Origin of the sequence: Acinetobacter sp. YH12235 (genome assembly GCF_013417705.1) — a bacterium.
GTDB lineage: Bacteria > Pseudomonadota > Gammaproteobacteria > Pseudomonadales > Moraxellaceae > Acinetobacter.
The window spans coordinates 52,583-66,295 of the sequence record NZ_VPDL01000009.1 but is presented as its reverse complement, the minus strand read 5'-3'; the positions used below and the strand labels follow the sequence as shown (position 1 = coordinate 66,295).

The window sequence follows — 13,713 nt, the reverse complement described above, 5'->3', positions numbered from 1 at the left end:
TCTTTGAATCAGGCTTCAACTACCGGAATACGGCTGGCATTGCGTTCAGCTTCAGTTTTTGGACGGATCTGACCGCGCACTTCAGTAAATTGAACGTGCGGATCGTTTTGCTGTTCAGCCTTGGCATTAATAAAGGTTTTGAAACGTTTACGGACTTCTGGATCTTCAACTGCAGTACGCCATTCATCCTGATAAGTGCCCACCACATGCTCCATACGACGCTCGAGTTCTGTTGCCAGACCCAGTGAGTCATTGACGATGACATCTTTCAGATAATCTAAGCCGCCTTCGAGGTTGTCGCGCCATACTGAAGTACGTTGCAGACGATCAGCCGTCTGGATATAGAACATGAAGAAACGGTCGATATAGCGGACTAAAGTTTGTGTATCCAGATCTGATGCCAGCAGTTCCGCGTGGCGTGGTTTCATACCGCCGTTACCGCAGACATACAGGTTCCAGCCTTTTTCAGTAGCAATCACACCAACGTCTTTGCTTTGTGCTTCGGCACATTCACGGGTACAGCCAGACACCGCCATTTTCAGTTTGTGTGGAGAACGTAAGCCCTTATAGCGGTTTTCCAGATAGATCGCCAAGCCCACAGAATCATCTACACCATAACGGCACCAGGTGCTGCCGACACAAGATTTCACGGTACGCAGCGATTTACCGTAGGCATGACCTGATTCAAAACCGGCATTGATCAGTTTTTCCCAGATTTCTGGTAATTGATGCAGTTGCGCACCAAACATATCGACACGCTGGCCGCCAGTCAATTTGGTGTACAGACCATATTCTTTAGCAATTTGACCAATTACGATCAGACCATCTGGAGTGACTTCACCACCTGCCATACGAGGAACGACAGAGTAAGTACCATCTTTTTGAATGTTACCGAGGTAGTAGTCGTTACTGTCTTGCAGGCCGGCATGGCTTGGTTTCAGGACAAAGTCGTTCCAGCAAGATGCCAGGATGTTTGCCACTGTTGGCTTACAGATATCACAGCCCAGACCATGACCATGTTGCTGGATCAGGTCATCAAAGGTCTTGATTTCATTCACACGAACCAGGTGATACAGTTCCTGGCGTGAATAAGCAAAGTGTTCGCAGAGATGGTTATTTACTGTTACGCCTTGACGTTGTAACTCAGATTTCAGAACTTGCGTCACCAGCGGTGCACAGCCACCACAAGCTGTAGCAGCTTTGGTGCATTTTTTCAGAGCGCCTAGTGAAGTTGAACCATCGGCAATCGCTGAACAGATATCCGCTTTAGATACGTTATTACATGAACAGATCGTTGCGCTGTCTGGGAGCAGGTCTACACCGCTACCGCCTGCTTTTGCAGTCGCTTGATCAAAGCCCGGCATGATCAGGCTTTCCGGATTTTCCGGGATTTCCAGACCATTTAGCATCATTTGCAGCAGGTCGTTATATTCTTTGGCACAACCGACCAGCACTGCACCGAGCAGTTTGGTTTTTTCAGCATTAACTACGATTTTTTTGTAGATCTGCGCTGCTTCATCTGCATAGAAGTAGCTCAGTGAACCTGGTGTCATGGCATGTGCATCGCCAACTGATGCAACATCCACACCCATCAGTTTCAACTTGGTGCTCATGTCTGCGCCAGTAAATGAGGCACATTCTTCTTGAAGTACATGTTTCGCAGCAATACGTGCCATGTCATAGCCGGGCGCAACCAGACCAAAAATCTTGTTATTCCACAGCGCACATTCACCAATTGCGTAAATGTCCGGATTTGATGTCTGGCAGTAATCATTGATCACGATACCACCGCGCTCACCAATCGCCAGCCCACTTTGACGTGCCAGTTCATCACGTGGACGGATCCCTGCAGAGAACAGAATGATGTCAGTTTCCAGCTCGGCACCATCACCAAACTTCATCACATGTTTAGCATTTACGCCGTCTTCAATAGACGAAGTTGCTTTTTGGGTATGGACTTTAACGCCCAGATCTTCGATTTTGCTGCGTAATACTTTACCGCCAAGATCATCAATCTGTACTGCCATTAAGCGTGGTGCGAATTCGACCACATGCGTTTCCAGATTCAGGTCACGCAGCGCTTTTGCCGCTTCCAGCCCCAGCAAACCACCACCAATCACGACACCGTTTTTGGCATTCAAGCTCGCTGCACGAATGGCATCCAGATCTTCAATAGTACGGTAAACAAAGCAATTTTCACGATCATTACCCGGAATTGGTGGAACGAATGCATAAGAACCCGTTGCCAGAATCAGCTTGTCATAGGTCAGTTCCTCACCATGCTGGGTGGTTACTGTACGTGTTACCTGATTGATAGAAACCGCTTTAGTGCCTAAACGCAGATCAATACCATACGCATCCGCAAAGTCAGATCGACATAAAGTTAAATCTTTTGCAGATTTGCCGCTGAAATATTCAGTCAAATGGACGCGGTCATAAGCCAGACGCGGCTCTTCTGCCAGAATCGTGATTTCAACGTCATCACCCGCATGCTCAAGCACAGATTCAATAAATTTGTGTCCTACCATGCCATGGCCAATCATTACCAGTTTCATATTCCTTCTCCGAAATTTTCTAAATCTTGTATCTTGTGTTTTAAGCCAGGTTGTTTCGTTCAAGAACAGCTTCTTCATATAGCTTTTGCTCTTTGGCCTTATGCTCAACCGAGAAGCGAATCATCAGAACAAAACTTGCTGCAATCACGACCAGGCCGCCAAGTGCCATCAGACAGGTTTGAATATCCAGCATGCCTTTGAGTAAGAATCCTGCTGCGACCGCACCCACGTTACCGCCTGCACCGATAATGCCGGCCACACCGCCTAAAGCATCACGGTCAATAAATGGCACCAGCGCATATGTTGCACCACATGCCATATGGGTAAATAATGCAAAGACAGTCATTGTGATAATGGCCAGCATGGCACTGTTCATTTGCGAGAATAAAATCAGGAATAAGCCTTCCATCAAGATCATGGCAAACAGCACTTTGGTACGTCCGTCCAGGCTTTTTTTGATGGCAACTTTGTCTGAAACGATGCCACCCAGTGCACGGGCAAACAGGGCTAGCAGACCGAAGATCCCGGCCGTCATACCTGCTTCTTTTAAACCAAAGCTGAAGTTTTCTACGTAGTACATGGCTACGATGTTATGAATGAAGATTTCGATACCGAAACAGGCCGCATAAGCGCCAAATAGAATCCAGACACGGTAGTTACGTGCAGCATGCATCAGAATTGCCATGCCACCTTTTTTCTCGCTACCAACCTGAATTCCTGCTGCACGCAGTTCTTTAAAGTTGCCTTGTGGACAGTCCTGAGTGAATTTCCAGTACAATGCACCGACGATCACCATCATTAGGCCTGGAACGATCAGTGCAATTCTCCAGCCCATCGCCTGTTCAACACCGAACATCACCAACGCAGCTAGAAGTAAAGGCATCAAGGCTTGAGTTGCACCACCACCGGCATTTCCCCAACCTGCACTTGCTGCATTGGCTGTACCGACCACATTCGGCGCAAACATGATGCTGGTGTGATATTGGGTAATGACGAAACTGGCACCAATGGCGCCAATCAGTAAGCGGAAAAACAGAAAGGATTCATAGCTATTCGCAGAGGCCACACCAAAGACCGGGATACTGCCGAGTACGAGTAAGGCTGTATAGGTTTTGCGTGGACCATATTTGTCACATAGCGGACCGACAATCAGTCGAACCAGAATAGTGATTGCGACTGCTGCAATATTGATATTGGCGATTTGATCTTTGGTTAAGCTGAATTCACCTGCGATTACAGGCATCAGCGGTGCACAGGCGAACCAGGCAAAGAAGCAGACAAAAAACGCGAGCCAACTCATATGGAAGGCTCTCATTGCTGCGCTGCTGAAATTCAAAAGACTTATTTTTGTTGCTTTCTTTTCATATAAATTTGAAGACATCACCATCTCCTTCCAGAACTGAACGTATAGGCTTATCTGCTATGCGAATCGCTGCACACCAGATGCGCTCAGAACGGACGTCATTGGCCGTCTTACAAATTTCTTTAGAGTCGTCTTTGACTCAAATTCTAATAAGCACAAAGCGTGCCAATAAAATAGTTATACGAATAAGTATTTGTATTTATATTAATTATCTAGAGGTACTTTTATATTTTTTCTAAATTATAGTGACTGAGAACCAAGCTCTTTCTTATTTTCCTGAGAATATTCATATCCAGATTTTAAAATTGCCACTTCACTGCGCCTTTTGGCACAGCTTTAGTGCAAGGAAGCATATAATCAAATTAGGTATTTTTAATTAAAGAAAAACTTGTAGTTAAAATTTAATTTTTTTAAATGAGTTAGTTACTTAAAAATCTAGATGTGTCTAATACAATTCAATGAGGAAAATTTTAATTCAAGATTATGTACTTCACTTGAATTTTGGACATATAGAGAACAATATAAATTTATTCCATATTTTTTAAATAATTACATGGTAGTAACATTAAATAGAGAGCCAATCCAGAAACTGAATAGCATGGCAACGATGCCCCAAATCATGACACGCAGTGCGCCTTTCCACATACTGCCACCGCCTGCATAACTGGCTAATGCTCCCATCATTCCCAGACTAAGCACTCCCACCAGCATAACGCCCTGATCTAGCAAATGTGAAGGCAAAACCAAAATGGATACCAATGGAAATAAAGAACCTACCGTAAATGCTGATGCTGAAGAAAATGCCGCCGTAAAGGGCCGGGCAGCTGTCTGTTCCAGAATTCCAATTTCATCACGCGCATGCGCATCCAAGGCATTATGTGCAGTAAGCTGTTTTGCCACTTCTTCGGCCAGATCAGCTTCTAAACCTCGCTTGATATAAATATTTTTTAGTTCTCTTAATTCATGTACGGGATGCAGATTTAATTCCCGCTCTTCCATGGCGAGATCATTTTTTTCAATATCCTGTTGCGATTTGACCGAGATATATTCCCCAGCTGCCATCGAGGCTGCACCAGAAATCAGGCCAGCAACACAAGCAATCAAAAGTGTTTGTGACGAAGCACCACTGGCTGCCATCCCGACAACCAGACTGGTCACGGAAATAATTCCATCATTGGCACCAAGCACTGCGGCACGCAACCAGCCAGAACGTTGTATATAGTGTTTTTCATGATGATGGGAATGAGGCATGTCTTTCTCGTTCTTCTAGCAGATGAAATAAGATTTTAAATTTTAGTCACTTACTATTTTATCATCTTACATTAAGCCAAATATTTCAAATATGAATCTTCACCTTCAGAGATATCTTCGAGTTTCATCTACTTATTTTAAAAAAGAAAAATTATTTATTGTGAAGGCTTAAATAGATTTTAGCCAGCGGCCGCCATAAGCAACTCACTGGCTATACCTTAAAGGATGAACTTCTGATTATTAACAATGACCTCTCACTTTATATAAGTAATAAGGCCAAACGCTTAAACTAAATACATGGCATTAATCACTGATATCAAGACCATGCCTTAGCCTCGGATGGCAGCTTCAATTGCAGCGACATCAATTTTCTTCATGGTCATCATGGCATCAAAAGCTCTTTTAGCAACACCACGGTCTGAACTGTATGATGCTTCAAGCAAAGCTTTAGGGATGATTTGCCAAGATACCCCCCATTTATCCTTACACCATCCGCATTCGCTTTCCTGACCGCCATTATTGACGATCGCATTCCAATAGCGGTCAGTTTCTTCCTGATCCTCTGTGGCGACTTGAAATGAGAAAGATTCATTATGCTGAAATACAGGTCCTCCGTTTAAACCAATACATGGAATACCCAGTACGGTAAAGTCTACTGTGATGACATCACCTGCTTTACCAGAGGGATAATCTCCAGGTGCAAGAACGATAGCACCTATAGATGAATTTGGAAAAGTTTCTGCATAAAATCGTGCAGCTTCTTCAGCATCATGATCGTACCAAAGACAGATGGTATTCTTTGCAATATTCATGATCTCACCTCTTCTTTCAGAATAGGTTTTAAACTACCTAAGAACTCTTCAATATCTCATCTACTAGTTGAGTCCTACTCTTCCCATCTTTCACCCAAAATTAAGATAAGCCTGTTTTAGAATTGTATATTTATTGATCTAATTGACTGAAAGCGTCATCAAAAAGAATAGTTTTAAAGAGTCGAGAGGAAACCTTTATCACCACTTAATCATAATATGTGATTCTCTTTTTTGAGAATCGATCAAGCTGCTTTAAAAATCCCTCGAAATAATCTTTCTGCTTTTCTTCAGTTCGATAACCTGCATATAAAGTCCGGCGCAGTCCATTCGGGGCTATACAATTCAAACGGCGTGAAGTCACCCAGCCTTTTTGCTCATATTCATTCACTACCCAATCTGGCAAGGCTGCAATTCCCCGACCACTGGCAACCAGTTGAATCAGCATTTGAGTCAAGTCGGTGGTCCGAATTTGTTTAGGTAAAATATTCGCTGGAATAAACAGGTGTGACATGATGTCCAGACGGTGCTTGTCCACTGGATAAGTAATCAGTGTTTCTTCCGCCAATTCCTGGACGCTAATACTTTGGGAACGCACTAAAGGATGAGTATTCGATAGCACCAAACGCGACTCATACTCAAAAATCGGGAAATACTCTATACCCTTCAGTTCAATCGGATCGGCGGTAATAAGCAGATCGAATTCCCCTGTTTGTAACAGTTCATGCGGATTGGCCTCAAAGCCAGAAGCGAAATCCAAATCTACATCTGGATATTGAATACGATATTGATTCAGTAAAGGCATCAACCAGTCGAAACAGCTATGGCATTCGGAAGAAAAAATGATCCGTCCTGTCTGCCCATGCACAATGCGAATGATATCACTCTGTGCAACATGGACTTGAGGCAAAATATCATCTGCCAGCTTCAGCAAGCGCTGCCCGACATTGGAAAAACTGACCGGGCGACTACGGCGATTGACGATTTCGACTCCGAACCATTGATCCAATTCACGAAGCTGATGGGACAAAGCTGAAGGCGTGAGACAAAGATCTCCTGCTGCTGCAACCAGTGAGCCATGTTCTCGTAACGCGACTAAGGTTTTTAAATGACGAAGTTCTAACATGAATGCCCTGAAACCTATCTAATCTGATTCAATCTTAATTAAATAAGCTTACCCTATTTTGAACTTTAATATTATTAAATTTCATTTTAAAATTTATAGAATGAATTTTTCTCAACCAATAAAATCTACCACTCTTACCGATACAAAATAAAAATCTCCGAAATTAGGAGGCTTTTACTTCAGTTAGAGTTTAAGACTCAACCTCTTTTCAAAAGAAGGAAACATCCTAGCTCAAAAATCATGAGACATTTCCTTCTATTCAGGCTTAATAAACTTAACTGTTTTTTATGGACTGAAAGACTTGATAGGCTGCCTTGATTCGCTCTGCATTGGGAATTTTTTTATTCATCATCATCACCAGTCCAAAATTTTCTTCCGGAACAAACAGCACATAGGTGCCAAAGCCATTGGTTGAACCGGTTTTATGAAAGACTTGTGATTTTTCCTGAATAGTATTTTTGACTATTGGATTTGCTTGCATCACGACTTTTTCAGAATTACTTTCCAGCAAAATATCGAGCGTCGTCGGATATGAAAAAGTCTCCCAACCGAGTGCTTGGGTCATTTTTCCAAGCTTAAAATATCCATGATGAGTTTCCAGAAGCGCTTGTTTAATATCAGGCTTATTCTTTTTCAGATTCAGATTGGCATCTAATAATTTCAGCATATCGGGAAGTGTAGATTTCACACCATAAGCCTGGGCATCTAAAGCTCCCGGGTTTACCCGCACCGGATGATTGTTCTGATCATAACCAAAAGCATAATGAACCCTATGTGCTTTCGGAACATTGATATAGGTATTCTTTAAATTGAGTTTTGGAAAAATCATCTGTTCAAGCAATACGCTAAAAGGAACATTCATTGATCTTGCACTTAACTCACCAAACAAGCCAATACTGGGATTTGAATATTGCCGATATTGGCCAGGCGGATGTTTAATCTGCCAATCTTGAAAATACTCTAAAACTTGCTGATCAGTCTTAACCTGATCCGGAAATTGCAAAGGTAAGTTTCCACTCGTATAAGTCGCTAATTCCAGCAAACTGACTTTGTTGATTTCTGAATTCTTTAAATCAGGCCAATATTTAGCTGGATGATCATTAAAAGAAAGCTTGCCCTGACTCTTGGCATAGCCCCCTGCAATGCCCGTAAAGATTTTACTTACAGAACCTAATTCAAAAATTGTTTACCGATTTACAGCTTTATGGTCGATATGAGATTGCAGGCCATAATAGTATTCATGATTTTTTCCCTGATAAATCACCCCGACTGCCATTCCCAATACATCATATTGTTGCATGAGCGGCTTGAATGACTGATCAATAGCAGCCTTAATATAATATCCCTTTGTTTCATCTGCATTTGCCTGAACGCTAAATCCTATAGCCAAGACAATGATTCCTGCCTTAAATCCCTTCAACGTAATTAAAACCATTCTTATTTTTTATCCCATTTAAGAAAGTGGTTATCTTCTCACTTATTTCCCCACTCATCCTTAGTAGATTCTTTATTTCTCTTTCTATTGATTAGTGAATTCAATTTCTGAACTATTCAATCTCTCTTGTCTATAAGTTGCTCCCTCATAGAGGACATATAGTCATTCCAAGCTTTCTCCACTTTTTTATAAAAATGGTAGAACTGGCATACCTATAAAATTTGAAAATAAAATATAAGAGTTAAATGAAAATAAGCTGAATCTAGCCATAACTTTAAATTTAAGATTTTATTTTATTAACTAAAAAATTATTCAATTAAATTTTGATTTCATTATTTATCACAACAACCTCCACAAATAAGGAGGTTTTAAAAATTAAAAATATATTTGAAAAATAAATCAGAATATAAAATACATAAATTATTTTTAAGAAAAGTTGTTAACAAAATAAACTATTGATTATATTTATATTTTAAAAAATAAGCCTAAAGATAAAACTATTCAATTTGCTTAAAAATAAATACTCATTTAAATATATAATCTCCTATACCGCTATTTATCCATCTTGAATTACTACAACTATCCATTAGCATTTTTAAAATCAAAAAACGCTATATAATCATGTATACGCCTTTTATATAGGTTGGATGAATTGTGTGTTTAACCTTTCAGAAAGCTTCTATTATATTCGCCATCTTTGCATGGCTAATGCAGCTTTCTGTCTTTATTACGCCCATTCTGCAAACACATCCTGAGCTTGGGTCTGGAATCTGCAAGCAACTTGCTATTTTCAATCCACCGGAAGCCCATTCTGATCATATTAAATTAGAAGCGACACAGCCGCAGATCCAGAAATCTTTCCTATTAGCTGAACAGCGCAATGTAGAAGAAAAAATCCTGTATAGCGCAGATACTTTTTGTAAATTCTGTCTGGTTTTGGGACAGAATTTTAATCCTGTTTGGCTTGCCTGCCTTCTCATCTTACTGACATTAATTTTGGGCAAAACACCTCATCGTTTACCTGTTTCCAGTCTCAAGCGTTATCAAAAACTTTACTTAACCTTCTTCCAAAATCGTGGTCCTCCACTTTCTATCTAGTTCATAACCTAAACAGTTGTCTTAATTATTTTTAAAAATATTCAAACTACTTACTTTCAGTATGTGGTTCGACATTCCTTTTTTCCTGATTCAGGTGGAATAATAATGAATACACAAAATAATTTATTTAAATTCAGCGCACTTTCACTCGCAATTTTGACTTGTAATCTTATTCATGCAGAAGAAAGTCCAGCAAAGCAGCTCGAACAATTAGCACCTATATCCGTGATGGCCAGCCGTGGCAGTAATTTACAGGATATGGACATGAGTACGACGGTCATTGAACATGAACAGATTCAAAATGCACCACAAAGCAGTATTGACCAGATTATTAACAAAATTCCTGGCGTCTTTACTCCGGCCCGCCTATCGACCCAATTACATCCAACTAGCCAGCTCATCAGCATCCGTGGTTTTGGCACCTCCACCAATGGTTTAAATCTGGTACTTGTCGATGGTATTCCTGCCAATGATCCTTATTTTAGAACTATCAATTGGTCCCAGATTCCTAAAGAACAGGTTGAGCGAATTGAAGTGATCCGTGGCGGTGGTGCGACCAGCTTATGGGGCAATATGGCCATGGGCGGCGTAATTAATATTGTTACCCGTCAGCCAGAACAAGGCAGTGCAATTTATGCAAGTTATGGCAGTTTTAATACGGCTAGTTACGGAGCCAGTCAAGGATGGGAACTGTCAGAAAAATTTAAAATCGGCTTGAGTTATGACGGCAGCCAGTCTGATGGCTATTGGCAGGTACCGAAACGATATCGCCATCCAGACATGAGCAAAACAGAAAGTCAGGTGGATACACTCAATATTAAAGCCATTTATAGTCCCAATCAGCAGGATGAGTATTTACTCGCCTTGCTTGCGAGCGAAACTAAAGAAGAAGGTTTGCAATATAGGGATGCCGAAAATAAATGGAATACGTTTCGTATTGCTGCCACTGGCCTTACCGAGCTGAGCCCAGACTGGAAATTGAATACATTAGCGTGGTATCAAACCAATGATATGCAGACTCAAAATGCTTCTATTCCAGGTTATAGCCTGGCAACTCCAAATAATGGCACATCGATTATCAGCCAGAAGGAAAAAGCGGAATATGACAGTTTCGGTACTTCCCTGACTGCCAATACCCAATGGAAACAATTGGAAGATATTAAATTTGGCGTTGACTATCGCCAGATTGAAGTGAAAGACCCGCTGAATATTTTTAATAGTACCGGTTTTTTGGGCAATATCACCTCAGAAGCAACGCATCAGTTTGCAGGTATTTTTGCCCAAGCTTTGTATCGTCCTGAAACCTTACCTCTGGATATTACTTTGGGTTTACGTCAGGATTTCTGGAAAGCCTCGGATGCAGAAACTTATGGACAATATGCAGGCAGCCCGATTCAAAACCGTCTGACTGACCAAGATGAAAATCACTTTAGTCCCCGCCTCGGCTTTAAATATCATTTCAATGATCAACTGGATCTGCGCGGTGCAGCCTATAAAAACTTCTCTGCACCCGGTCTGAACCAGATGTACCGTAGTTTTATCGGCGGTTCGAATTACACAGTTCCCAATACTGACCTGAAATCCCAAACCAACCGGGGAGCCGAACTGGGTTTTGATTTTAGCGATCATGCTTTAACGCTTTCTGGCACCTATTTTTATAATAAAGTGAAAGATTACATTGATTATGCGGTTGTTCGATCCGACTGTGAGGCAGGCAATAATTACTGTGATACTGGGGTGAGTGCTGCTGCCACATTACGCCAGTATGTCAATGCCGGTGATGCCAAAATGCAAGGATTTGAACTCATCGCAAATGTTCAGGTGAACGATCGTATTAGCCTGAATGCGGGTTATACAAGAACCAAGTCTGAACTGACTCGCTCTAATTTAAGCGTTGCTGTAGCGCCAACCGGCCAGCAGATCGGACAGATTCCGACCTGGAATGCGACTTGGGGTGCATCCTGGCAAGCGACAGACCAGCTGCATCTAAATGTGCAGTTACGAGAGTTTGCCGAGTATTGGAATAACACCGCGCATACCCAGTTGAATGAGGGGACCTTAACGGTTGATTTAAGTGCGAATTATCAAGCCACTCCTCAATTACAGCTATTCGCCATTGCACAGAATATTACAGATCAATCCTATTATGATCAGGGTCTCAGTTATCTGGCAGATGGCAGTCTCAATACTTCAAGTTCAGGTACGATTCCTCAATATGCTTTGCCTTTAAACATCACAATAGGAGCAAAGTATCGCTTTTAAAGCCTGTTTAAATTGTTACCAAGAGATAAACACTCAGCCTGTTTTGATCTCTATTCGAAGATGCCTATCCTTTCAGTCTTGAATGCTGGAACCGGTATGGCCATTAGATATAAATGGATTGTATGACTAAAGCTCTTAATTATTTAAGGGCTTTTTTTTTTGAATATCAAAATAAGTTGAAGCTAAGTTTTTAATATTTCATTTTCTTAAATTTCCATAACAAAAACTTGTGTTCATAAGCCTTTTTGATATGAGTATTCAAAATAGATTTTCCTTACAAAAAACTACATTTCCTATGATTTAGTATCTTGGAATTATCCAAAAAATATTTTTTATGAATAACATTAATTTATGTTATAAATTAACCCGATATTTTAATAAATTATTTATTACGTAATCAAATTACGTATTGAATAATATTCAAGATCCAGTATGATGAGTTAAATTCCTTCTCTTTCTTGTGTGCATCAGGAATCGATGCAGTTCAGCAAGTCAAAGAAGTCAGGCAAACGGATTTGTCTTCTCAATATAAAACGGCAGTGATACCTCCGTAGAGCCTGAACAGACAGTAAAAGATGAGCAATAGGATTGCTTCTAAAAAATGAGGATGTTGTATGAATGAATTAGCCAATCCATTAGAACTGTGTGGATTCGAATTTATTGAATTTGTATCTGAAGATGGTCAGTTGGATCCTGTTTTCCAAGCCATCGGATTCACTAAAGTGGCGAAGCATAAATCGAAAAATGTCTATTTATGGCGCCAGGGCAATATTAATATCATTCTGAATTATCAGCCTGAATCATATGCAGCATTTTTCTATAAAGAGCACGGTCCTTCTGCTTGTGCAATGGGCTTCCGTACCAAGAATGCGGCAAAAGCTTTTCAAAAGGCGATTGAAATCGGTGCAGAACCGATTTATAGCAAAATCGGCCCAATGGAGCTTAACATCCCTGCGATTAAAGGAATCGGTGGTTCTCCAATCTTCCTGGTCGATTGTGACATTTACCAAAATGATTTTATCTTCTTCGATAATGTTCCATCGCGTCCAGTCGGCACAGGTCTGAATGAAATCGACCATTTAACGCATAACGTTTATAAAGGTCGTATGCAGTACTGGGCAGATTTCTATGAAAAGATTTTCAACTTCCAGGAAATCCGCTACTTCGACATCAAAGGTGAATACACTGGCCTGACTTCTAAGGCACTAACAGCACCAGATGGTAAGATCCGTATTCCACTAAATGAAGATTCTGACAAAGGTAATGGCCAGATCGCTGAATTCCTGAATGAATTCAATGGTGAAGGTATTCAGCACATTGCCTTTATCTGTGATGACCTGCTTGAGACCTGGGACAAGCTGAAAGCTTTAGGCACCAAGTTCATGACGCCACCGCCAAGCACTTATTATGAAATGCTGGATGAGCGCTTGCCGAACCATGGTGAGCCTGCGGATGAGCTGCAAAAACGCGGCATTCTGCTCGATGGCAATACCAAAGATGGTAACAAACGCCTGCTGTTACAGATTTTCTCTGAAAATATGATTGGCCCGGTGTTCTTTGAATTTATCCAGCGCAAAGACGATGATGGTTTCGGTGAAGGTAACTTTAAGGCCTTATTTGAATCAATCGAACGTGATCAGATCAAACGTGGTGTTTTAGACATTTCTAAAGCCTGACCTTTTTAAAACCATACCGGTGTCTATGTAGTCTCATATGCATCGGTATGGTTGCCTCTGTTTCAACGTATACGCTCGTATAACACTTAAGATTCTGCATCGATGACGGCATAAAAATAATAAAGCACATCATAGTTC

The 13,713-nt window shown here is 41.1% G+C and carries 8 protein-coding genes and 1 pseudogene; 3 read left to right on the top strand and 6 right to left on the bottom strand.

Translation table 11 applies throughout. From position 1 onward, the window contains the following. Positions 1 to 8 precede the first annotated feature (8 nt). From nirB to ampC, 6 genes and pseudogenes are all read right to left on the bottom strand, one after another. Entirely contained in the window at positions 9 to 2,555 is a 2,547-nt protein-coding gene (nirB, locus tag FTV13_RS06590) for a nitrite reductase large subunit NirB (protein WP_218945564.1), read from the bottom strand. A 40-nt stretch (positions 2,556 to 2,595) separates the two neighbouring features. Further along, the gene (locus FTV13_RS06585) at positions 2,596 to 3,936 is read right to left on the bottom strand and encodes an MFS transporter (RefSeq protein ID WP_180011424.1); all 1,341 of its coding nucleotides are present in this window, start codon (positions 3,934 to 3,936) and stop codon (positions 2,596 to 2,598) included. A gap of 531 nt (positions 3,937 to 4,467) precedes the next feature. Continuing rightward, positions 4,468 to 5,169, bottom strand: a complete 702-nt coding sequence (locus FTV13_RS06580; protein ID WP_180002442.1) for a VIT family protein — start codon at positions 5,167 to 5,169, stop codon at positions 4,468 to 4,470. Positions 5,170 to 5,498: 329 nt separating this feature from the next. After that, positions 5,499 to 5,981: a VOC family protein gene (locus FTV13_RS06575; protein ID WP_180011422.1), complete on the bottom strand. Its 483-nt coding sequence runs from the start codon at positions 5,979 to 5,981 to the stop codon at positions 5,499 to 5,501. 205 nt (positions 5,982 to 6,186) lie between these two features. Then, positions 6,187 to 7,104, bottom strand: coding sequence for a LysR family transcriptional regulator (locus FTV13_RS06570; protein WP_180011420.1), 918 nt, complete (start codon positions 7,102 to 7,104; stop codon positions 6,187 to 6,189). A 274-nt stretch (positions 7,105 to 7,378) separates the two neighbouring features. Further along, positions 7,379 to 8,539: pseudogene (gene ampC, locus FTV13_RS06565) on the bottom strand (class C beta-lactamase). A gap of 654 nt (positions 8,540 to 9,193) precedes the next feature. On the opposite strand from ampC, the gene FTV13_RS06560 reads away from it, so the two are divergent. From FTV13_RS06560 to hppD, 3 genes are all read left to right on the top strand, one after another. Next, positions 9,194 to 9,637, top strand: a complete 444-nt coding sequence (locus tag FTV13_RS06560) for a hypothetical protein (protein ID WP_180018213.1) — start codon at positions 9,194 to 9,196, stop codon at positions 9,635 to 9,637. A 105-nt stretch (positions 9,638 to 9,742) separates the two neighbouring features. Next, positions 9,743 to 11,899 carry a TonB-dependent receptor gene (locus tag FTV13_RS06555; protein WP_180011416.1) on the top strand — a complete coding sequence of 719 codons (2,157 nt, stop codon included), beginning with the start codon at positions 9,743 to 9,745 and terminating at the stop codon, positions 11,897 to 11,899. Between the two features lie 614 nt (positions 11,900 to 12,513). Next, positions 12,514 to 13,575 carry a 4-hydroxyphenylpyruvate dioxygenase gene (gene hppD, locus FTV13_RS06550; protein WP_004811022.1) on the top strand — a complete coding sequence of 354 codons (1,062 nt, stop codon included), beginning with the start codon at positions 12,514 to 12,516 and terminating at the stop codon, positions 13,573 to 13,575. Positions 13,576 to 13,713 lie beyond the last annotated feature (138 nt).

Bases quoted from the DNA above. Each gene is read 5' to 3' on its own strand.
- nirB (WP_218945564.1), bottom strand. From the start codon at position 2,555: ATGAAACTGGTAATGATTGGCCATGGCATGGTAGGACACAAATTTATT.
- FTV13_RS06585 (WP_180011424.1), bottom strand. From the start codon at position 3,936: ATGTCTTCAAATTTATATGAAAAGAAAGCAACAAAAATAAGTCTTTTG.
- FTV13_RS06580 (WP_180002442.1), bottom strand. From the start codon at position 5,169: ATGCCTCATTCCCATCATCATGAAAAACACTATATACAACGTTCTGGC.
- FTV13_RS06575 (WP_180011422.1), bottom strand. From the start codon at position 5,981: ATGAATATTGCAAAGAATACCATCTGTCTTTGGTACGATCATGATGCT.
- FTV13_RS06570 (WP_180011420.1), bottom strand. From the start codon at position 7,104: ATGTTAGAACTTCGTCATTTAAAAACCTTAGTCGCGTTACGAGAACAT.
- FTV13_RS06555 (WP_180011416.1), top strand. From the start codon at position 9,743: ATGAATACACAAAATAATTTATTTAAATTCAGCGCACTTTCACTCGCA.
- hppD (WP_004811022.1), top strand. From the start codon at position 12,514: ATGAATGAATTAGCCAATCCATTAGAACTGTGTGGATTCGAATTTATT.